Below are 21,079 nucleotides of genomic sequence, written 5' to 3' on the forward strand. Positions count from 1 at the left end.
GAGGTATTCGGCAACGGGACCCCCTCATCCGACCCTTCGGGCCACCCTCTCCCCGGCGGGGAGGAGAAAGGACCGGCAACCCCGGTCAAGGCAGCACCGCGGAGGAAACCTCATGGAAAACAAGGTTCAGGAAATGTCTGTCACATCTCTTTCCGGTTGTGCGGAAAAGGGCGACGGCGCTATTGTCCCGCACATGAAGATTCTTGTCATTGAAGACGACCTAGAGGCTGCGGCCTATATGACCAAGGCGTTCCGCGAAGCCGGGATTGTTGCCGATCACGCCAGCGATGGCGAGAGCGGTTTGTTCATGGGCTGCGAGAATGCCTACGACGTACTGGTGATCGACCGCATGCTGCCGCGACGCGACGGTCTTTCGGTCATCAGCGAGCTGCGCCGCCGCGGTATCGAGACGCCGGTGCTGATCCTTTCCGCATTGGGCCAGGTGGATGACCGCGTGACCGGCCTGCGCGCCGGCGGCGATGATTACCTGCCGAAACCCTATGCCTTTTCCGAACTGCTCGCCCGCATCGAGGTGCTCGGCCGCCGCAAGGGCAAGCCCGAGCAGGACATGATCTACCGCGTGGGTGATCTCGAACTCGACCGCCTGTCGCACGATGTCCGCCGCGGCGGCAAGGAAATCCTGCTGCAGCCGCGCGAATTCCGGCTGCTGGAATATCTGATGAAGAATGCCGGCCAGGTGGTGACCCGCACCATGCTGCTGGAAAACGTCTGGGATTATCATTTCGACCCGCAGACCAATGTCATCGACGTCCATGTTTCCCGCCTGCGCTCTAAGATCGAGAAGGACTTCGAGAAGCCGCTCTTGAAGACCATTCGCGGGGCCGGTTACATGATGAAGGACGAGGGCTGATTGGCGAAAATGGCCCGCCTCAGAATATTGTTCAGATCGACAGCGGTGCGCCTTTCGGCGCTCTATATCCTGCTCTTCGCACTCTGCGCCGCCTTCCTCGTCTTTTACGTCACCGCCCTCTCCGAACGGCTGCTGAACCAGCAGACGCGCGATGCCGTCCTGCAGGAAGTCTCGGATGTGCAGCGCATCTATAATCGCGGCGGCATCAACCCGCTGCTGCGGATGATGGAGCGCCGCGCCCGCCAGCCGGGCGCGAGCCTTTACATCATTGCCGGTCCGAATGGCGAAATCCTGGCCGGCAACGTCGCCTCCGTGCAGCCTGGCGTCTTCGACAAGGAAGGCTGGACGGGTTTCCCCTTCCGTTACGAGCGTTATTCTGAAAGCGGCGACAGCGTGCAGCATCTCGCCACCGCCAATGTTTTCATGCTGGACAACGGTCTGCGCATCCTGATCGGCCGTGATCTCGGCGAGCCGACGAAGTTCCGGGCGCTGGTGCGCAATGCGTTGATGGTGGCGCTTGCGATCATGAGCGGCGGTGCCTTGCTCATCTGGTTCGGTATTGGCCGCAACGCGCTGAAACGCATCGACCGCATGTCGGCGGCGACCAAGAGGATCATCGCCGGCGACCTTTCCCAGCGCCTGCCGCAGGGCCGCTCCGGGGACGAATTCGACCGGCTGTCCGGCTCGCTCAACGCCATGCTCGGCCGTATCGAAAAGCTGAACGAGGGCCTGCGCCAGGTCTCCGACAACATCGCCCATGACCTGAAGACGCCGCTCACACGGCTGCGCAACAAGGCGGCCGCCGCCCTCGATGACAATGACGAGACGAAACGGCGCGCCGCTCTTGAAGGCATCATTGCCGAATCCGATCAGCTCATCCGCACCTTCAATGCGCTGCTGATGATCTCCCGCGTCGAGGCAGGCTCTATCGCCGCTGAAATGACCGATGTGGACATGTCGGCGATTGCCGCCGATAGCGCCGAACTCTACGAGCCGGTGGCCGAGGATGCCGGCCTTGTGCTGGAATCGCAGATAGAGCCGGGCCTTTCGGTGCAGGGCAACCGCGAACTGATCGGCCAGGCGCTTTCCAACCTCATCGACAATGCCATGAAATATGCCTGCGAAGGCGAGGGCGACAAAAAACTCGTCGTCCGTCTGGTGAAAGAACCCGAAGCAATCGTGCTCTCTGTTGCTGATCATGGTCCCGGCATTCCCGCCGACAAGCGCGGTGAGGTGCTGAAACGCTTCGTGCGGCTGGACGAAAGCCGCTCCAAGCCGGGCACCGGGCTTGGCCTCTCGCTGGTGGAAGCCGTGATGGAATTGCACGGCGGATCGCTGGTGCTCTCGGACACGGATGCCACCAATACGGCCTGCCCGGGACTGACCATTTCGATGGTTTTTCCCATTTCGAAGCCTTAAGTCGAGCGATCCGCGATAATTCGCCGATATTCCCGCGATAATTCCTCTGCTTTCGGGAGATAACTGTCTTTTGAGATTGAATTGAAAGACGAACGGAAGAATATTTGTAAGTATTATTGCTGGACTTTATTGGTCGGTAGCATCGCAATCGACAAAGGGCGTGTGACGGATGGCAGGTATAATTCCTTCGGCAAACCGCCGGCATCAACCGATCATCCTGTTCGACGCCGAATGTGTTCTGTGTTCCGCCAATGCGCAATTCGTGCTGCGGCATGACCGGGTCGGTCATTTCCGGCTGGCCTCCATGCAGGGGGCTGTCGGCGCGGAAATCTACCGGCGTTACGGCATGGACCCGAAAAACCTCGCCAGCATGCTCGTTGTCGATGGCGACAGGATGCGGCAGGACAGCGATGCCGTCCTGAGCATTTACGAGGCGCTTGGCATGCCCTGGCGGCTGGTGTCCGTCTTGCGGATCATTCCCGCATTTTTGCGCGATCCCGTCTATCGCTGCTTTGCCCGCAACCGCTACCGCTGGTTCGGAAAACGTGAACAATGCTGGGTGGCGCCGCCGGAATACCGGGACCGTATCCTTTGAATGGGGTAAGGACCACCCGTTCAGTCAGTCCCGGCATCAGCACAAATGTGATGGCGACACGATGAAAATATTGATCCTCGGTGGTTATGGCGTGTTCGGCGGCCGGTTGACGGAATTGCTTGCCGATATTTCCAGCGTTGAAATTCTTGTCTGCGGCCGCAACCTTGCACGGGCGCAGGCCTTTTGCGCTGGATGGCACGGAGAGGCGCAATTACGTCCCTTGATGCTTGATCGCCGTGATATCGCCGAGGCCTTGCGCATTCATAAACCCGATCTCGTGGTCGATGCCTCCGGGCCGTTCCAGAATTACGGCGACGCCTGTTACGCCGTGATAGAGGCCTGTATCGACGCTGGAACCGATTATCTCGATTTCGCCGATGCCGCCGATTTCGTTTTCGGGGTGAGCCAGTTCGACACGCGAGCCAAAGCCGCCGGTATTTTTGTACTGTCCGGCGTCAGCAGTTTCCCGGTCCTGACGGCGGCAGTCCTGCGCGAGATGGCAAAGACCATGGTGATCGCCACCGTCGAGGGCGGCATTGCGCCGTCGCCCTATGCCGGGATCGGTCTCAACGTCATGCGTGCGGTCGTGGGTTATGCCGGTGCGCCGATTAAGCTCTGGCGACGTGGCAGGTTGGCGCACGGCATCGGTCTGGCCGAGAGCATGCGTTTCACCGTGGCCGTGCCCGGCAGGCTGCCGCTCCGCAATATTCATTTTTCGCTGGTCGATGTGCCGGATCTGCAGGTTATCCCGCCCGAACATCCGTCTATGACGGATCTATGGATGGGTGCCGGTCCGGTTCCGGAATTTCTGCACCGCATGTTGAATCTTCTCGCGAAACTGCGGGCGCGGTTCGGCCTTCCTTCCTTCGCGCCGCTGTCACCGCTCTTTCATGCCGTGCTGAACCGCATGCGGTTTGGCGAACATCGCGGCGGCATGTTCGTTCGCGCAAAGGGCAGGGCATCGGGCATGCCGTTGGAGATGAGCTGGCATCTGCTGGCCGAAGGCGATGATGGCCCCTACATTCCCTCCATGGCGATCGAGGCCCTTATCCGCAAGATGCTGAATGGTGAGCGCCCGCCGCTTGGCGCACGCGCCGGCACTGGGGCACTGGAACTGACGGATTATGACCGGCTCTTTCAAAGCAGAACCATCTTCACGGGGTTTCGCACAGAAGAACCCGGTGCGCCGTTGTTCCGCAGGCTTCTCGGCCCGGCCTTCGCTGATTTGCCGCCGCGTGTGCGGGAGCTGCACGACAGCAATGAAGCGCGAGAGTGGCGCGGCGTTGCAGACATACGACACGGAAAGGGCGTGCTGGCGCGCATGATTTCCGCGGTTCTCCGCTTTCCGCCGGCGGGAAAACGGGTGCCGGTGAGCGTCGCCTTCACACCGGAAAACGGGACGGAGCGCTGGATACGGAATTTCAGCGGCAGACGTTTTTCGTCCATGCTTTCGGGAGGAACGGGCAAGGATCAATATCTGCTGGCGGAGCGCTTCGGGTTCGTCACCGTTGCCTTGGCGCTGGTGATCGATGGCGGCCGGCTGGCCCTCGTGCCCCGGCGATGGCGCCTGCTGGGTGTGCCGTTGCCCGGGTTTCTTCTGCCCCGGGGCGTGAGCTTCGAGGCCGAAACGAACGGTCGTTTCTGCTTCGACGTCGAAATTTCCTTGCCATTCGTCGGTCTCGTCGTTGCTTACAAGGGCAATCTTGAACCGGTTGCCGCTTCCATCGGGTGTAGCGGTCCCAGTGAAGCGCCGTGCAGCGCTTCACTGGGTTGAGGGGTGCGTAGGGGACAGGGACGCTTCCTCAAGGCATCAAGCGACACGACTGGCGGTGCATGGCCCGATTTTGCCGCTCAGAACGTGTAGGACATGCCGATCATGGCGAAGGGCTGGATGTCCTTCTTCGACAGGGGGCTGTCCTTCGCGTCGCCAATCAGGAAGCCGGCACCACCCATCCCCGTCACCGACCAGTTTTCGGTCATCATGTAGGAGATCGAAGCGGTGGCATCGATGCGCTTGAAACCGGCCTTCGCGTCATAGCGGCGCAGGCCGGAGCGGGCGGATTGTGCCGAGGTGACGCCAAAATAGGATTTCATGTGGTTGTCGTCGGCCCAGGTGGCGGAGAGGTCGGCGCCGAGGATGAACTGGTCGATCTTGTGCGAAACGCTCGCGCCGATCGTTGCGGTCAGGCCCTCGCTGCCGCCAATGGTCTTGTCCACCTTGGCGTAGATTTCGAAGGGTTCGACACTATAGGCGATGACGCCGCCGACCACGCCGCCTGCCTTGATGTCGCCCAGACCGCGCAGGTTCTTCCGGTCATCCTTTTCCTTGCGGCCACCTTCCCAGCCACCCTTGATGCCAAGCCTGAAACCGTTCTGGTTGAGGAGATTGACGGTGGCGCCGCTGAAATCGACGTTGAGAAAATCCCCATAGGCCACGGAAATCAGCGGCACGGCGCCGACTTTCAGCTTGTCAGAACCTTCATATTTCGGGGCATAGGCCGCGCCAACGCCGAGCGTGATTTTCCATTCGCTGGAGTTGCTGTAGCGGGCATTGTCGAAACCCGCGCCCGGTTCGGCCATGCGGTCCGATTTGCCGATATCGGCGGCGAAGGCCGGCGCATGGAGCGCCCCGACCATCGGCAGCGCGGCAAGGCAGAGTGCCGCAGCGCGCAGGTTTTTCTGAAATTTCACCTTAAAAATCTTTTTCATCATCCTATCCGTTGCAGCACCAAGCCTCGGAAACCGGGGAGTCGGGTTTCGTTGAGGATGACGCTACGCGGGCACAATTGCGGAGACATTACGCGGTGCCGGGCCTGGTAAAACATCGCCGTCAGCGGTTTTCTGGTCGCAAAGCGCGCGGCATTTGTTACAACGCCAGAGAGGCGCGCCGGCAGGCTTTGGCAGGTCGGGCGGAAGAGGGAGAGAGACAGTGACGAAACGGGAAACCGTCGAGAGGCGGCTGAGCGAGGTTCCGCCGGGCGTGATCCGCCCCTATACGCAGACGGAACTGAAATCCGTTCTTTCGACGCTGAAGGATATCGGCAAGGCTGAGCCGGCGGTGGCCGCGCTGCTGGCCGGCGAAAGCCCGCTCAAGGATTTCATTGCCGCCGCTTTTACCCTGTCGCCCTATCTGCGCGACATGGCGGCGGCGGATGAGGGGCTTCTGACGCTGGCGATTTCGAAACCGCTGGAGCCGCTGCTGACTGATCTGGTCCGTGACGCGCGCGATTGCTGGAAGCCTGCCGAGGACGCCGTGCCCGTCGAAAACGAAGTGATGTCACGGCTGAGAATCGCCAAGCGGCGGCTTTCCTTTGTCGCGGCCCTTGCCGATCTCGCCCGCATCTTCACCGCCCGCGATACGACGCGCTGGCTGAGCGAGATGGCGGATGCATCGCTCTCTGCCGCGATCGACCACCTGCTGCTCTCAGCCCATGAGAGCGGCAAGCTGAAGCTGAAGAATCTTGCAGCACCCAGCGAGGGTTCCGGCCTGATCGTGCTCGGCATGGGCAAGCTCGGCGCGCGCGAGCTCAACTACTCCTCCGATATCGATGCCGTCGTCTTCTTCGAACCGTCAGCGGGCATCATCGACGATCCCTATGATGCGACGGAGAATTTCGGTCGCATGATGCGCCGCCTCGTGCGCATCATGCAGGAGCGCACGGCCGATGGTTATGTCTTTCGCACGGATCTCCGGCTGCGGCCCGATCCCGGCTCGACGCCGCTCGCCATCCCCGTGGAAGCGGCGCTGCTTTATTACGAGGGCAGGGGTCAGAACTGGGAACGCGCCGCCTATATCAAGGCGCGGCCGGTTGCCGGTGATATCAAGGCGGGCGAGAGCTTCCTGCGCGAGCTGACGCCCTTCATCTTCCGCAAATATCTCGATTATGCGGCGATTGCCGATATCCACTCCATCAAGCGGCAGATCCACGCGCATAAGGGCCATGGCGCCATTGCGGTGAAGGGCCACAATGTCAAACTCGGGCGCGGCGGCATCCGCGAGATTGAGTTCTTTGCCCAGACGCAGCAACTCATCGCCGGCGGCCGCATGCCGCCGCTGCGCGTGCGCGCGACCGAGGAGGCGCTGGCCGCGCTGACCGAGGCGAAATGGATCGACGCCGAAACGCGCGACAGCCTGACGGAAGCCTATTGGTTCCTGCGCGAGGTGGAGCACCGCATCCAGATGGTGCGCGACGAGCAGACCCATGTGCTGCCAGACACCGAGGCCGAATTGAAGCGCATCGCCTTCATGCTCGGTTTTGAAGACACCAAGGCTTTTTCGGAAAAGCTGGAAGAGGTGCTGCGGCTGGTGGAGCGCCGTTATTCGGCGCTGTTCGAGCAGGAAACGAAGCTTTCCGGAGAGGCCGGCAATCTGGTCTTCACCGGCCAGAAGGATGATCCCGATACGCTGAAGACGCTCTCCATGCTTGGTTTTCAGCGGCCGGAGGATATTTCCCGTGTCATCCGCACCTGGCACAATGGCCGTTACCGGGCAACACAATCGGTCGAGGCACGTGAGCGGTTGACGGAACTGACGCCTGATCTGCTCAGGGCTTTCGGCGAAAGCAAACGGGCGGATGAGGCGCTGCTGCGCTTCGATAATTTCCTCTCGGGCCTGCCGGCGGGCATCCAGCTTTTCTCGCTGCTCGGCAACAACCCCGCACTCCTGTCGCTGCTGGTGACGATCATGTCTTCGGCCCCGCGTCTTGCGGAAATCATCGCCGCCCGTCCGCATGTGTTTGATGGCATGCTCGACCCGGCGCTGATGAGCGACGTGCCGACCCGCGACTACCTCGCCCACCGCATGGGCAATTTCCTCTCCAATGCCCGCCATTACGAGGATATTCTCGACCGGCTGCGCATTTTCGCCGCCGAACAGCGGTTCCTCATCGGTGTCAGGCTGCTGACCGGCGCTATCCGCGGCGAGGTCGCCGCCCGCGCCTTCACCCATCTTGCTGATCTGGTGATCGAGGCGGCGCTGAATGCGGTGCTTTCGGAAATGGAGGCGGCGCACGGGCCTTATCCCGGCGGTCGCGTGGCCGTCATGGGCATGGGCAAGCTCGGCTCCTTCGAGCTGACAGCGGGGTCGGATGTCGATCTCATCCTGCTTTACGATTATGACGACACCGCCCAGGAATCCACCGGCGCCAAACCGCTCGATGTGGTGCGTTATTTCACCCGCGTCACCCAGCGGCTGATCGCCGCCCTGTCGGCCCCAACGGCGGAAGGCGTGCTCTACGAGGTCGACATGCGGCTGCGCCCTTCCGGCAATAAAGGCCCGGTGGCGACCCGCATTTCCGCTTTCGAGAAATACCAGCGCGAGGAAGCCTGGACCTGGGAGCACATGGCGCTCTCCCGCGCGCGCCTCATTTGCGGCGATGCTTCGCTGATGGAGGATGCCCGCAGCATCATCGCCTCCATCCTTTCGCAAAAGCGCGATGTGGCCAAGGTCTCCACAGACGTGCTGGACATGCGCAGCCTCATCGAGCAGGAAAAGCCGCCGGAAAACAACTGGGATTTCAAGCTCATCAATGGTGGGCTGATCGACCTCGAATTCATCGCCCAATATCTTGCGCTGATCGGGCCGGTAAAGGGCCTAGCGGTTCACGAACCGGGCCGCAACACGGCGGAAGCGCTACAGGCGCTCGCCGCACCCGTGATGGAGCGCCAGGCCTTTGACGACTGCATGGCGGCGATGGGGCTCTACACGGAAATCTCGCAGATCGTGCGGCTATGTATCGATGGCGCCTTCAATCCGAAGGAAGCGCCGGCCGGATTGATCGATCTTGTGTGCCGGGCGGGGGATTGCCCTGATATCTCGACGCTTGAGGGAGAGGTTAAGCGGTTATCGAAGGCGGTGCGGAAGGCTTTTGTGGCGGTGGTGAAGAATGGCGGGTAGCTCGGCGGGTGCGGCTTCACCCCCTCTGCCCTGCCGGGCATCTCCCCCTCAAGGGGGGAGATCGACATGGGGCAGCCTCTCGGTCATCTCTTACGTCGCGAATGGGTGAGCGCTAGCCTCTAGCTGATCTCCCCCCTTGAGGGGGAGATGCCCGGCAGGGCAGAGGGGGGTAAACCACATTCGCCAACGCAAAGGGGCGCAAACCACGCCCACCAAGCTTCAATGCACCGTCCCACACACCCCCGCCGCATGCGGAATAATGATCGTCACCACCGTACCGCGGCCCTCACACGAGCGGATTTTCATCGTGCCGCCATGCAGCTTCACCAGCGAGCGGGAAATCGCAAGTCCGAGGCCGGAGCCGCCCTGGCTCTTGGCATATTGGCTCTGCACCTGTTCAAAGGGCTGACCGATCTTTTGCAAGGCCTGCGCCGGAATGCCGATGCCGGTATCGGCGATGGTGAGGATCATCGCCGCCTCATGCACATGGGTGCGTAGCGCGATGCGGCCGCCATCGCCGGTGAATTTCACGGCGTTTGAAAGAATGTTGAGCATGATCTGCTTCATGGCCCGGCGGTCGCCCTGCATCGTCAACCCGGCGCACACCTTCTGCTGCACGGTGATGTTCTTCTGTTCGGCCTGAATGGCAGTCAGACGCAGGGTTTCCTCGATCAGCGGTGCGAGATCGATGGTCTCGCGGTTGATGCGCATATGGCCCGCCTCGATCTTCGACATGTCGAGAATGTCGTTGATGACGTTCAAGAGGTGTTTGCCGCTGTCATGGATGTCGCGGGCATATTCGGAATATTTCGGTGAGCCGACCGGCCCGAACATCTCGTTTTGCAGGATTTCTGAGAAGCCGAGAATGGCGTTGAGCGGCGTGCGCAGCTCATGGCTCATATTGGCGAGGAATTCCGATTTCGCCCGGTTGGCGGCCTGGGCGCGCTCTTTTTCGGCGAGGTAATTGGCATTGGCGTCCGAAAGCTCGGTCTTCTGCCGCTCCAGCTTGTGCTGTGAGGCGGAGAGGTCGCCGATGGTAGCCATCAGCCGTCGCTCGGAATCGCGCAGCCGTTCCTGATGGCGCTTCAGAAGCGTGATGTCTGTGCCGACGGAGACGAGGCCGCCATCGCGGGTGCGGCGTTCGTTGATCTGCAGCCAACGGTCATCGGCAAGCTGCACTTCCGTTGTGCGCGACAGGCCGGACTGATCCGGATCGGCGACGCGCCGTTCCACGACCGGGCGTGCGGCGGCAGCGTAGACCGTGCTCTTTTCCGTACCGGCCACCAGCACGCTGTCCGGTAGGCCATAGGCCTTCTGGTAGTGGATATTGCACATTACGAGGCGGTCGTTCTTGTCCCATAGCACGAAGGCTTCCGAGGTGGATTCGATGGCGTCAGCAAGGCGCTGATCGGCCTCTGCGTAGCGCTGGGCAAGACGATGCTGCTCGGTGACATCCATGGCGATGCCGATGACGCGTGGACCGTTATTGGTGCGGATGACCTGGGCGCGGGCCCGCAGCCAGACATAGTGCCCTTTGGAATGACGCATGCGAAAAATCTGGTCGATCTGGCGCAGGTTACCGCAGCCGACAGCGCGTGCCAGTTCATAGAGGTTGCCGTCTTCGGAATGCATCATCCGGGCCGCGTCGGAAAAGGAAAGCGGTGCGGCCTTCGGCGGCAGCCCAAGAATTTCGTAGAGCGAACCGGACCAGAACATGCGCCGGCTGGAAAGATCGAAATCCCACAGACCGCAGCGGCCGCGCGAGAGCGCTGTCTCGACTCGCAGGTTCGATTCGGCGAAGATGTCGTCGGCATCGCGGGCGCGCTTCACCTGCATGTAATAGGCATAGAGCACGACGAGCAGGATGGAGGAGATGCCGGCAAACAGCGTCACATTCATGGCGATTTCGCTGCGCCAGAATGAGCGAATAGGCTGCAGCGAACGCGCCGCGATCACCATCGCGCCGTCATCGCCGAAGGGGATCATCGTCGCATAATGCTGCTGGCCGTCTATATTGGTCTCGATGGTGCCGGGCGCACCGGGGAAACGCTGCACGATGGCGATTTCGGGAAGAAGGGCCGGCAGCGAGGTGCCGACATAAAGCGAGGCTTCCTTGCCGGCGCCCGCGAAGATGCGGCCATTGCTGCCGGAGAGCAGCACCATGGTGCCATCGGCAAGACTGCCCGACGGCAAGGCGGCGACAAGGCTCGCCTCGGCGCGGGTGCGATCCTGCGCGGTGAAGATCGTATCATTGTTGAGAAGTGCCGCTTTGGCGGTGAGCGCCGTCAGCGCGGTGGAGTGGCGGGCGGCTTCTTCCATGCGGCCATATTCTGCGGTGATGCCCAGCATGCGCGAGGCCGCGACGACGACGAGGAAGGCGAGGATGAGAATGGGGATCAGGCGTTTCAGCAGGGTCTCGACCTGCGGCATCGGGCGGTCGGAGCCATTCATCAAACCCATCAGGTCGCTGGAAAGCCTTTCGCCCCAGGCCGCAAGATCAGAAAATTTGGCATACGGCCGCTCATCGCCCGCAGTCGCCCGCCGCACGTTCGTCATTGTCCCGCCTTTTAGATATCCCCACTGATTCGAAGCGCCGCCGCTCGAATATCCCTAATGAATCAAATGCGATTCGCCGTGTCCAGAGGCAAAAGTTAAAAGAATTTTAACCCCTTGAACCGACTCCGTATTTTTTCGGGACAATCTGTGCCGGCTTCGAGCAAAGCGGGATTCATGAAGAAAAACAGTGGGCCGACACCTCAATTCCGGTGGGGCGGGGACGCGCTCAAATGCCGTCGAAAGCATCCAGTGCAGGCCCGAGCGCGCCGATCACGGCATTGCCGGCGGCGGGGAGGCCGGTGAGAACCGCGCTGATGATATCCTCGCGGCTTGCACCGCGCGCCTTGGCTTCCATCACATGAAAACCGATGCCGCTTTCCAGGCGCAGTGCGGCCAGAATGCCGATATAGATCAGGCTCTGCGTTTTCACATCCAGCGTGGAGGCCGCACCGAGACCCTGAATGGCCTGAAACCATGCCGCCTTCTGGGCCGGGGCATCGGTCATGAAGCGCTGAAACGAAGCGCTGGTCCTCGACATGTCCGTCATCTGCAATTCCTTTCTGATCGCGGGCGCCTTCGGCCCTTCGCACAGCATGATGCCGCGCAATGCATGACGCCGCCTTGATGGAAATCAAGACGGCGTCATGGCATGGATCAGAATGGTAGCGCAGCTTCGGCGGATGTTCAGCCCTTCAGGATGCGTCCGACAATATCGCTCACATCCGTCGACAGGCCCTTTGCCTCGGCAATGGTCGAAAGCGCGGCTTTCGCGTGTTCGGCACGGCTTGCCTCCAGCGACCGCCAGGAGCGCATGGAGGTGAGAATGCGGGCGGCAAGCTGCGGATTGCGCTTGTCGATAGCGATGATCTGCTCCGCCAGGAAGCGATAGGCCGCACCATCCGCGCGGTGGAAACCGGTGGGGTTGGCGAAGGCGAGCGTGCCGACCAGCGAGCGCACCCGGTTCGGATTGGTGGCGATGAAATGTTTCGATTTCATCAGCGTCTTGATGCGGTCAAGCGCACCGTCGCCGGGAATGGCGGCCTGCAGCGAGAACCACTTGTCGAGAACGAGCGCATTGTCGGCAAAGCGCGTTTCGAAGGCGGCAAGGGCTTCCTTCGTCTCGGCGCTGTCAGGGAAACGCTGGGTCAGGACACTCAGCGCATGTGCGAGATCGGTCATGTTGGTGGCGTCGGCATAGGCCTTCGCCGCCCGCTCCGGTGTTCCCTCGGCAAAAGCGAGGAAGCTCAGAGCGCCGTTTCGCAAGGAACGGCGTCCGGCGCTGTCGGCGTCTGGACTGTAGGCCTCGCCATTGGCAGCACCATCGGCAAGGCGCCGTAGCGTTTCGATGCCGGCCGTGGCAATCGCCGCGATCGTGGCATTGCGTGCCTTGTGGATGGCGTCGGGATCGGTGTTGCCACCGAGTTCGCGGGCGATATCCGTTTCGCTCGGCAGGGCCAGCGCCTGCGCCCGGAATGCGGGCTCAAGCGCGTCGTTGCCGATGATTTCGATAAGCGTGGCGGAGAGATCTGCATCCGTGCGGATTTCTTCGCCGTTCTGCACCGCCCTGGTGGCGGCAATCAATGCCGGCAGGGCGAGATCGGTCAGCGCCTGGAAACGGGCGAACATGTCGGTTTCATGCCGGGCGATCTGCACCAGATCATCAGCATTCTGTTCGAAATCCAGATTGATCGGCGCCGAGAAACTGCGATTGATCGACAGCACCGGGCGCGAGGAAATGCCGGAGAAGGAGAAGGTCTGGTTGCGTTCGGTCAGATGCAGCACACCATCGCGATATTCGCCGCCTTCGACGGCCTGCGGTTCGGCGATCTGGCCATTATCGAGGATCAGCGCCAGCGATAGCGGAATGTGGCGCGGCTGCTTCACCGGCTGGCCGGGCGTCGGCGCCACGGTCTGTTCCAGTGTCAGCTTGAAGGCAGCATTGCCGGCATCATAAGCGCATGAGACGGAGACGAGCGGCGTGCCGGCTTCCGTGTACCACAGCGAAAACTGCGACAGATCGCGGCCGCTGGCGTCAGCGAAGCTCTTGACGAAATCCTCGACGGTTGCCGCTTCGCCATCATGACGCTCGAAATAGAGGTCCATGCCCTTCTTGAAATCGTCAGCGCCGAGAATGGTGGCGATCATGCGGGTGACTTCGGCGCCCTTTTCGTACACGGTCGTCGTGTAGAAATTGTTGATTTCACGATAGGTGTCCGGGCGCGGCGGATGCGCCAGCGGACCGGAATCCTCCGGGAACTGCTCCGATTTCAGATGGCGCACATCGGCAATGCGCTTGACCGGGCGCGAGCGCATGTCGGCGGAAAATTCCTGATCGCGATAAACCGTCAGGCCTTCTTTCAGGCAGAGCTGGAACCAGTCGCGGCAGGTGATGCGGTTACCCGTCCAGTTGTGGAAATATTCATGCGCGATGATGCGCTCGATATTGGCGTAATCCGCGTCCGAGGCGGTTTCCGGGTCGGCGAGCACGAATTTGTCGTTGAAGACGTTGAGACCCTTGTTCTCCATCGCGCCCATGTTGAAATCGGACACGGCGACGATCATGAAGATATCGAGGTCGTATTCGCGACCGAAGCGCTCTTCGTCCCATTTCATCGAACGTTTCAGCGCATCCATGGCATAGGCCGCGCGCGGCTCCTTGCCGTGTTCGACGTAAATCTTCAGCGCCACATCGCGGCCGGACATGGTGGTAAACGTGTCTTCCACCACGCCGAGATCACCGGCAACCAGTGCGAAGAGATAGCTAGGCTTCGGATGCGGATCGAACCAGGCCGCGAAGTGACGGCCTTCGTCGTAGTTGCCGCCGCCGAGGAAATTGCCGTTCGAGAGCAGCAGCGGATTACCTTCCTTCGCCGCGATGATCGTCACCGTATAGGGCGCCAGAACATCCGGGCGGTCGGGGAAATAGGTGATGCGGCGGAAACCTTCCGCCTCGCATTGGGTGCAATAGACGCCATTGGTGCGATAAAGCCCCATCAGCTGCGTATTCACCTGCGGGTTGATGTAATTGGTGACGCAGATCTCGAAGGGAGATTTGGCCGGCAGGTCGCGGATGGTCAGGCTATCGGGCGTCGCCTCATATTGGCCGGCGGGTAGCTCCACCTGGTCGAGCAGCAGGCCGGAAAGCGTCAACTCGTCGCCATCGAGAACCAGCGGTGCCTGCTGGTCTGCGCCCTCGCGGCGGTGAAAGATCAGACGGGCTTCGACCTTGGTATTCTTGGGGTCGAGTTCGAAGGTGAGATCCACTCGCTCCAGAACGAAATCGGTTGGGCGGTAATCTGCCAGGTGAACGATCTGGCCCGTGTCTGTTCGCATGACTATCCCTGAATAACTTGGCGTGGTCTCCCGGCATCATGTCGTCATAAGGCCCGGATGTAAAATAGGTGGAGTATTCGTCACGTTCATGTGCGCATCGGAGGACGTTCTGTCCCGCCATGGAAGGCTTTGCCGGCCCCGCAGACGATCCTCCCGCCGCCGGACATCAGGACCATCGCAGCAAATGTTGAACGATTGCTGAAATTATATTTTATTTTCTTCAAATTTTAGCGGTGTCGCTTGTGCGCTGATTTTTTGTTCATCACGCCAGCTTGGATCAGGTGCCGGTCGATGCGTTTACGTGCACACCCGATCAAGCGAATTCATGGGTAAATAACATTTTTTGTTGTAAAGCGGCCGGGGAATGCTTTAGCCTCGCGCCAATCCAATTCCCCCGCGTCGTCTCCCCCGCATGAAAACCTCCCGATGGCGTGTCTGCGCAGCCGATATGAGTAACTGCCAATGAACGCCGAACCGATGAGCCCCTTCCGCGGGATCAGCTTGAAGCTGATTTCGGTTGGCTTTTTTCTGGTCATGCAGACCTGTATCAAGGCCGCGGGCGATGTGCCGGCCGGACAGATCACCTTCTTCCGCTCCGCTTTCGCCATTTTGCCCATTGTCGTTTATCTTGCCTGGCTGCATGCGCTGGCAAGCGCGCTGCACACCAACAATCTTCTTGGCCATTTCAAACGCGGTTTTCTCGGTATTCTTTCGATGGTCTGCGGTTTTTACGGGCTGACCATGCTGCCACTGCCGGAATTCATCGCCATCGGTTATGCTTCACCGCTGCTTGCCGTCGTTTTCGCCGCCTTCATCCTGCGGGAGAAGGTGCGCATCTATCGCTGGAGCGCGGTCTTCGTCGGCATGATGGGCGTGCTGGTCATTCTGTGGCCGAAGATGACACTTTTGAGAGAAGGCGGCTTCGCCGCGGGCGAGGGGCTGGGCGCTATTGCCGTGCTGTGCGGCGCGGCGCTGGGCGGGTTGGCGATGATCCAGGTGCGGCAGCTGGTGGAAACGGAAAAGACGCCGACTATCGTGCTCTATTTTTCGCTGACCGCCACATTGTTATCGCTGATCAGCGTGCCCCTCGGCTGGAGCGCGCTGACGATGACGCAGGCCATGCTGTTGATCACCAGCGGCATCTGCGGCGGCGTTGCACAGATTCTCCTGACGGAAAGTTATCGCCACGCCGAAGTCTCCGTCATCGCGCCCTTCGAATACAGCTCCATCGTCTTCGGGATCGCGGTTTCCTATATCCTTTTCGGAGATATTCCCACCATTACCATGCTGATCGGCACCGCGATCGTCGTCCTCGCCGGCATCTTCATCATTTTCCGCGAGCATCAATTGGGTCTGGCGAGACGCGCGGCGCGCAAGGCATCGACACCGCAGGGGTGAGGGGTGTTCTCCACCGCCGTATACTTGGTGGCATTGTATTCAAGTTGATGACGTCAGAGTATTTGGCGAGGTTCATAGCCTCGCTGCCTCTCTCAGCAAAACGCGCAAAAGCAAAAGGCGCCTTCCCGAAGAAAGACGCCAGCGCGCAATCATATCCAGGGACCAGCGTTAAACTGGCCTGAGTGCTTCTCAGCGCTCGCGGAAATCCGCAAAGACTGCCGAGGGACGCGTCACGCGGACCTGCTGCATGGCAGCGCGTGCGGTCATCTGTTCGTTTGCGGCTGCGCCGAAACGATGGTAACCCTGACTGGAGCGAGGGCCGAGGCCCGCCAGGCGGAGCGTTTCAAAGCCGGAATGTACCGGACGGAAGCGAGTGGTCATTGCCTTGGTTCCTTTAACCGAATTCCTCCCAAGACACGTTCGGTATATCGCAGCGCAGCATGGATTCGGCAAGCCGGCCAAATGCGCCGCTGTTATGCGTAATGCGCATGGCTTTTTTCATAATTCATTTACATTGATCAGGAATGAGGCAGTCAGCCTTCAGTGATCTTTGCCTGAAAAGCCAATAAATCCTGCCAGGCCAAGGACTTGCTGGCTGGCGCGTTCAACAGTTCCTGCGGGTGCAGGCTCGCGAGCGCCGGCAGAATCAGGTGTCCGGCTGCGACATCACGCCACTGTCCGCGCAGCGTATGGATGGTGCCGGTGCCGCCAAAGAAGAAACGTGCGGTGAAGTTGCCGAGAAGCAACAGGTGTTTCGGCTCTGCCAGTGCGATCTGGCGCTCGATGAACGGGCGGCAGATATCCATCTCGGCCTGAGTCGGCGGACGATTACCCGGCGGCCGCCACGGCACGACATTGCCGATCATGATGGCGCTGCGTTCAAGGCCGATGGCCGCCAGCATGCGCTCGAGCAGCAGCCCCGTCTTGCCGGCAAAGGGCGTGCCCTCGCGGTCGTCATCGGCGTCAGGCATGGGGCCGATGACCATGATGGCGGAGGCAGGATCGCCCTCGCTGAAAATCGTATTGCGCGCGCTGTTCTTGAGGTTGCAGCCGTTGAAACCCTCAAGCGCAGTTTTCAGTTCGCCGAGCGAGCGCGCGCTTTCCGCCGCAAAACGCGCGGCAGACACGGCCTGCTCGTCCGGTATGGCGACATTCTGCTGGATGGCGGGGGCTGCCGATGCACCGCTCCGGCCTGGCGCCTGCCGTTGAGGCGCATCAGTACGGCGGTCGGCCGGGCTCTGCGCCTGCCTAGCCGGTGCGGCGGCGTCCTGGCCCGGCTCCCGTCCCGGCATCGGGCGGGCAGGACGGGCGGCGGCAAATTCGGCGAAACGGTCGACCGGCGCCTCTTCCAGCATCCAGTCCACGCCCGCATCCGCATGGAAATGCAGGAGGGCGGCAAGTTCGGCCGGGGAAAGGTCGTGGGCGGCGATCATGGGTGGAAATTACCCCATGTTCCCCGCCCGGGGAACCCGTAAATCACGCTGTCCAGCGCTGAATATCGCCGCTTTCGCCGATCATGGCGAGACCATGTGCGATCGAGAGCAGCTCACCGCCGCTTTCGATCCGGTCTGCATCGAAACGGCGGGTGAAAAGCTCCCGCACCGCCGGCACGAAGGAGGTGCCGCCGGTGAGGAACACCTTGTCGATCGCCTCTGGTGCAACTTTCGTCTTCTCCAGAACCTCGTCCAGCGCACCCTCTATCTTGGCCAGATCGTCGGCGATCCAGTTGTTGAAATCGCTGCGTTTCACCATCTTGCGTCCGGCCTTGCCGAGCGGCGAGAAGTTGAATTCCGCCTCTTCGGCAGACGACAGCGCCATCTTGGTGGCGGAGATCGCCTGATAGAGCGGGTAACCTTCGTCATGCTCGACGAGATCGATGAAGAGTTCCAGCTTGTCCGGCTCCAGCGCCGAGCGCACCAGCGATTTGAGGTCGGTGAATTCCTTGGAGGTCTTGAAGATCGACAGCTGGTTCCAGCGGCCGAAGTTCACGTAATAACCCGAAGGCACGTCCAGCACCTTGTCGAAGCTTTTGAACTTGCTGCCCTTGCCGATCTCAGGCGAGACCAGATTGTCGATCATGCGGAAGTCGAAATGATCGCCCGCCACGCCGACGCCGGAATGGCCGATGGGGGTGGCGGAAAGCTTGCCGGCATGGGTTTCGAACCGGATCAGCGAATAGTCCGTCGTGCCACCGCCGAAATCCGCCACCAGCACATTGGCGTCCTTCTTCAGGCTCTGGGCAAAATAATAGGCGGCCGCCACCGGCTCGTAGACATAATGGATTTCCGGGAAGCCGGCCCGGGTGAGCGCTTCGTTGTAACGGGCAAGCGCCAGCGTTTCGTCCGGATTACTGCCGGCAAAACGCACCGGCCGGCCGGCGATGACGGTCGACACATCGCCCGGCCATTCGGACCCCGCATAGGTCTTCAGCTTGCGCAGGAACACCTCCATCAGGTCTTCGAAGCTCTGGCGCTTGGCGAAGATCAGCGTGCCCTGAAACAGCGGCGAGGCCGCAAATGTCTTGATCGACTGCAGGAAACGACAGTCGCCGGCATTGTCGATGAATTGCCGGATGGCGGCTTGTCCCGCCTCCACATGCAGGGCGGCCGCACCCAGGCCGGCATCCTTCATGAAAGAGAGCGCCGTGCGCATGCTGTCATCCGTGCCCGCGCTGCTGGTGAAGCGCATGGAATGGCTTGCGCTGCCAGTGTCGGAAAGAGCCATGACCGTGTTGGTCGTGCCGAAATCGAGGCCGAGAGCCCGCTTTTGCGTCATCGCCATATCCTTGTGCCGATAGAAGAACCCGCCCGGCCCTTGGGCGGCCCGGCGTGAAGATAAGGGATGCCCTTGGCACCCCGATGTCAGAGGAGGGCGGTTGATTGCACAAGGCCGATGGAATGGCAAGCGCCGCCTATTGTTTTTGCGCCCTGTGCCGCGCGTCTTTGGCTTTTGAAAAGGGACGGCACCGTCACGGCGCATGGTAAACAGAACGATTATTCCATGATGAAACAACACGGTAGTTTTGGAAAATAACTTTAGGGATTCGCTGCTAAGGTCGTCACATCAAGTAAGAGGCACGAAACGATGCTAATTTGTTATGTGAAATAAATATTTTATTCAATAATGGCATGTTTTTCTGGCGCAGTTTATTTGGTCGCCTGTCGTTTTCGTAGCCGTGGAAATTCGATGCCCTATAAGATCAGCCAATACGTATTGGACGACGCGACGCCTGACGACAGCGGTATCGTTCAGGGTGATATGGACGTTTTCATCCACCAGCTCATGACCCTCATGGAGGCGTCGCAACAAGGCTACGCGCTATTTGACGGTAATGATGAGCTTCGTTTCGCCAACAGCGCCTTCCGCGCTGCGCTCGGCATAGGACGCCATGAATTTCCCAGCTGGGTGGATATGATGCGCAGCGGCTATCGTACCGCCACCGGCACGAGCATAGAGACTTCGGATTTCGAATTGTGGCTGCGCTCGGCAAAGACGCGGCGTGGCAAATTGCCGTTTCGCACCATCGAAACCAGCCTGAAGGACGGTCGGTGGATGCTGACGACCGAAACGACGTTGCCGGGCGGCTGGATGTTGTGCGTCATCACCGACGTGTCTGAACTCGGTATCGAATTGCGCGATCTGCGCCAGGAGCGGGACCGGGCGCTCAAATCCGCGCTGAGTGACGAACTGACCGGACTTGGAAACCGCCGTTATGCGATGGATACGCTCAACCATCTGCTGGGACCGAACAAGGCGCAGGCGCTCGCCGTCATCATCATGGATATCGACCACTTCAAGAGTGTCAACGACCGCTTCGGCCATGCCTATGGCGATCTCGTGCTGAAAGATTTTGCGGCCCGGCTCTCCGCCACCGCCGGCCGTGATGATCTTCTTGGCAGGATCGGCGGAGAAGAGTTTCTGCTGGTCCTCAGCGGGTCACGGATGCACAGCGCCGATAGTCTGATGCGGCAGCTTTTGTCATCGCTGGAGCAGGCTTCGCCTCTTGGGGACAGGCCGGATTTCCGTTACAGTTGCTCTGCCGGCATCGCCTATGCCAATCCCGGCGAAAGCGCCAGCGAGGTGCTGCGCCACGCCGATACCGCGCTTTATGAAGCCAAGAATACGGGGCGAAACCGTTACGTGATCTACGCAACGGTTCCTTGATCGGCCTTGAGGCGGAAGTCTTTAATTCGACTTCGCGGCGCCACCATCCACCCGCAGCATCGTGCCGGTAATATAGCTCGCCGGCACCGAGCAGAGGAAAGCGCCGGCGGCGGCGAATTCTTCCACCGTGCCGAGACGGCCGGCCGGAATGCCCTTGACGGAGGCCTCACGCACTTCCTCAATGCTCTTGCCGAGACGCTTGGCATTGGCGCTATCCAGCTCGTCGATGCGGTCGGTATGGATGCGGCCGGGCAGCAGCAGATTGGAGGTGATGCCGAAGGAGGCCACTTCCGAGGACAGCGTCTTGCTCCAGCCGACAAGCGCACCGCGCAGCGTGTTGGAAAGGGCGAGATTGGGGATCGGTTCAAACACGCCTGACGAGGCGACGGTGAGGATGCGGCCGAAACCCTGTTCCTTCATCTGCGGCAGCAGCGCGTTGGTCAGCGTGATGACCCGCAGCACCATGGACTGGAAGAAGGTGTCGAGCTTGTCGACCGTCATTTCCTGCGCAAGGCCGGGCGTCGGACCACCGGTATTGTTGACGAGAATATCGATGCCGCCGAGCTTGTCCTCGACGGCCTGAACCATGGATTCGACGAAATTGTCATCGGCAAGATCACCCCACACCCAGTCGGCCTTGCCCTTGCCGAGCGCATTGATCGCCTTGCAATTTTCCGCCAGCTTTTCACCGCTTCGGCCAACCAGAAGGACGTTTGCGCCCTCTTTCGCCAGCGCGGTGGCAATGCCCAGCCCAAGGCCGCGAGAGGAGGCGAGAACGAGGGCGCGTTTGCCGGAAATGCCGAAATCCATGGAGTTTGTCCTGTCTTGTGAGTGCCGTATGTGGTGT

General features: G+C 60.7%; 15 protein-coding genes. 7 read left to right on the forward strand and 8 right to left on the reverse strand.

Going from position 1 to position 21,079, the window contains the following annotated elements:
• Positions 1 to 112: 112 nt before the first annotated feature.
• The 4 genes from GSF67_RS03485 (at position 113) to GSF67_RS03500 (ending at position 4,659) form a co-directional block, all read left to right on the forward strand.
• On the forward strand, positions 113 to 871 hold the full coding sequence (locus GSF67_RS03485) for a response regulator transcription factor (protein WP_006311306.1): 759 nt from the start codon (positions 113 to 115) through the stop codon (positions 869 to 871).
• 9 nt (positions 872 to 880) lie between these two features.
• Positions 881 to 2,290 (forward strand): HAMP domain-containing sensor histidine kinase, encoded by a 1,410-nt coding sequence (locus GSF67_RS03490; protein WP_035214782.1) that lies wholly within the window; start codon positions 881 to 883, stop codon positions 2,288 to 2,290.
• A 169-nt stretch (positions 2,291 to 2,459) separates the two neighbouring features.
• Positions 2,460 to 2,885 carry a thiol-disulfide oxidoreductase DCC family protein gene (locus GSF67_RS03495; RefSeq protein WP_006311308.1) on the forward strand — a complete coding sequence of 142 codons (426 nt, stop codon included), beginning with the start codon at positions 2,460 to 2,462 and terminating at the stop codon, positions 2,883 to 2,885.
• A gap of 61 nt (positions 2,886 to 2,946) precedes the next feature.
• The gene (locus tag GSF67_RS03500) at positions 2,947 to 4,659 is read left to right on the forward strand and encodes an SDR family oxidoreductase (RefSeq protein WP_006311309.1); all 1,713 of its coding nucleotides are present in this window, start codon (positions 2,947 to 2,949) and stop codon (positions 4,657 to 4,659) included.
• A gap of 77 nt (positions 4,660 to 4,736) precedes the next feature.
• Here the strand turns inward: GSF67_RS03500 and GSF67_RS03505 are convergent, their stop codons facing one another.
• Entirely contained in the window at positions 4,737 to 5,597 is an 861-nt protein-coding gene (locus GSF67_RS03505) for a MipA/OmpV family protein (protein ID WP_006311313.1), read from the reverse strand.
• 217 nt (positions 5,598 to 5,814) lie between these two features.
• Between GSF67_RS03505 and GSF67_RS03510 the strand changes: the two genes are divergently transcribed.
• Positions 5,815 to 8,781, forward strand: coding sequence for a bifunctional [glutamine synthetase] adenylyltransferase/[glutamine synthetase]-adenylyl-L-tyrosine phosphorylase (locus GSF67_RS03510; protein WP_006311314.1), 2,967 nt, complete (start codon positions 5,815 to 5,817; stop codon positions 8,779 to 8,781).
• Between the two features lie 219 nt (positions 8,782 to 9,000).
• Here GSF67_RS03510 and GSF67_RS03515 read toward each other — a convergent pair whose 3' ends face one another.
• The 3 genes from GSF67_RS03515 to pepN form a co-directional block, all read right to left on the reverse strand.
• On the reverse strand, positions 9,001 to 11,337 hold the full coding sequence (locus GSF67_RS03515) for a PAS domain-containing sensor histidine kinase (RefSeq protein ID WP_006311474.1): 2,337 nt from the start codon (positions 11,335 to 11,337) through the stop codon (positions 9,001 to 9,003).
• A gap of 226 nt (positions 11,338 to 11,563) precedes the next feature.
• On the reverse strand, positions 11,564 to 11,884 hold the full coding sequence (locus tag GSF67_RS03520) for a carboxymuconolactone decarboxylase family protein (protein ID WP_035214821.1): 321 nt from the start codon (positions 11,882 to 11,884) through the stop codon (positions 11,564 to 11,566).
• Between the two features lie 137 nt (positions 11,885 to 12,021).
• A complete protein-coding gene (pepN, locus tag GSF67_RS03525) occupies positions 12,022 to 14,670 on the reverse strand; it encodes an aminopeptidase N (protein WP_006311476.1) in 2,649 nt (882 codons plus the stop codon).
• A gap of 462 nt (positions 14,671 to 15,132) precedes the next feature.
• Between pepN and GSF67_RS03530 the strand changes: the two genes are divergently transcribed.
• Positions 15,133 to 16,068, forward strand: a complete 936-nt coding sequence (locus GSF67_RS03530; protein ID WP_006311477.1) for a DMT family transporter — start codon at positions 15,133 to 15,135, stop codon at positions 16,066 to 16,068.
• 189 nt (positions 16,069 to 16,257) lie between these two features.
• Here GSF67_RS03530 and GSF67_RS03535 read toward each other — a convergent pair whose 3' ends face one another.
• From GSF67_RS03535 to GSF67_RS03545, 3 genes are all read right to left on the reverse strand, one after another.
• The gene (locus tag GSF67_RS03535; RefSeq protein WP_003509784.1) at positions 16,258 to 16,449 is read right to left on the reverse strand and encodes a hypothetical protein; all 192 of its coding nucleotides are present in this window, start codon (positions 16,447 to 16,449) and stop codon (positions 16,258 to 16,260) included.
• Positions 16,450 to 16,601: 152 nt separating this feature from the next.
• Positions 16,602 to 17,501, reverse strand: a complete 900-nt coding sequence (locus tag GSF67_RS03540) for a uracil-DNA glycosylase family protein (RefSeq protein WP_006311480.1) — start codon at positions 17,499 to 17,501, stop codon at positions 16,602 to 16,604.
• Between the two features lie 43 nt (positions 17,502 to 17,544).
• Positions 17,545 to 18,843, reverse strand: coding sequence for an Hsp70 family protein (locus GSF67_RS03545; RefSeq protein WP_035214822.1), 1,299 nt, complete (start codon positions 18,841 to 18,843; stop codon positions 17,545 to 17,547).
• A gap of 411 nt (positions 18,844 to 19,254) precedes the next feature.
• On the opposite strand from GSF67_RS03545, the gene GSF67_RS03550 reads away from it, so the two are divergent.
• Positions 19,255 to 20,232: a sensor domain-containing diguanylate cyclase gene (locus GSF67_RS03550; RefSeq protein WP_006311483.1), complete on the forward strand. Its 978-nt coding sequence runs from the start codon at positions 19,255 to 19,257 to the stop codon at positions 20,230 to 20,232.
• Between the two features lie 21 nt (positions 20,233 to 20,253).
• Here GSF67_RS03550 and GSF67_RS03555 read toward each other — a convergent pair whose 3' ends face one another.
• Entirely contained in the window at positions 20,254 to 21,042 is a 789-nt protein-coding gene (locus GSF67_RS03555; protein WP_006311484.1) for an SDR family oxidoreductase, read from the reverse strand.
• Positions 21,043 to 21,079: the final 37 nt, after the last annotated feature.

The sequence above is a fragment of the Agrobacterium sp. CGMCC 11546 genome, from assembly GCF_013365515.1.
Classification (GTDB): domain Bacteria; phylum Pseudomonadota; class Alphaproteobacteria; order Rhizobiales; family Rhizobiaceae; genus Agrobacterium; species Agrobacterium fabrum.

What these genes read in the sequence shown, in the direction of transcription:
- GSF67_RS03485 (WP_006311306.1), top strand. Translation starts at nt 113, where the DNA reads ATGGAAAACAAGGTTCAGGAAATGTCTGTCACATCTCTTTCCGGTTGT.
- GSF67_RS03490 (WP_035214782.1), top strand. Translation starts at nt 881, where the DNA reads ATGGCCCGCCTCAGAATATTGTTCAGATCGACAGCGGTGCGCCTTTCG.
- GSF67_RS03495 (WP_006311308.1), top strand. Translation starts at nt 2,460, where the DNA reads ATGGCAGGTATAATTCCTTCGGCAAACCGCCGGCATCAACCGATCATC.
- GSF67_RS03500 (WP_006311309.1), top strand. Translation starts at nt 2,947, where the DNA reads ATGAAAATATTGATCCTCGGTGGTTATGGCGTGTTCGGCGGCCGGTTG.
- GSF67_RS03505 (WP_006311313.1), bottom strand. Translation starts at nt 5,597, where the DNA reads ATGATGAAAAAGATTTTTAAGGTGAAATTTCAGAAAAACCTGCGCGCT.
- GSF67_RS03515 (WP_006311474.1), bottom strand. Translation starts at nt 11,337, where the DNA reads ATGACGAACGTGCGGCGGGCGACTGCGGGCGATGAGCGGCCGTATGCC.
- GSF67_RS03520 (WP_035214821.1), bottom strand. Translation starts at nt 11,884, where the DNA reads ATGACGGACATGTCGAGGACCAGCGCTTCGTTTCAGCGCTTCATGACC.
- pepN (WP_006311476.1), bottom strand. Translation starts at nt 14,670, where the DNA reads ATGCGAACAGACACGGGCCAGATCGTTCACCTGGCAGATTACCGCCCA.
- GSF67_RS03530 (WP_006311477.1), top strand. Translation starts at nt 15,133, where the DNA reads ATGAACGCCGAACCGATGAGCCCCTTCCGCGGGATCAGCTTGAAGCTG.
- GSF67_RS03535 (WP_003509784.1), bottom strand. Translation starts at nt 16,449, where the DNA reads ATGACCACTCGCTTCCGTCCGGTACATTCCGGCTTTGAAACGCTCCGC.
- GSF67_RS03540 (WP_006311480.1), bottom strand. Translation starts at nt 17,501, where the DNA reads ATGATCGCCGCCCACGACCTTTCCCCGGCCGAACTTGCCGCCCTCCTG.
- GSF67_RS03545 (WP_035214822.1), bottom strand. Translation starts at nt 18,843, where the DNA reads ATGACGCAAAAGCGGGCTCTCGGCCTCGATTTCGGCACGACCAACACG.
- GSF67_RS03550 (WP_006311483.1), top strand. Translation starts at nt 19,255, where the DNA reads ATGCCCTATAAGATCAGCCAATACGTATTGGACGACGCGACGCCTGAC.
- GSF67_RS03555 (WP_006311484.1), bottom strand. Translation starts at nt 21,042, where the DNA reads ATGGATTTCGGCATTTCCGGCAAACGCGCCCTCGTTCTCGCCTCCTCT.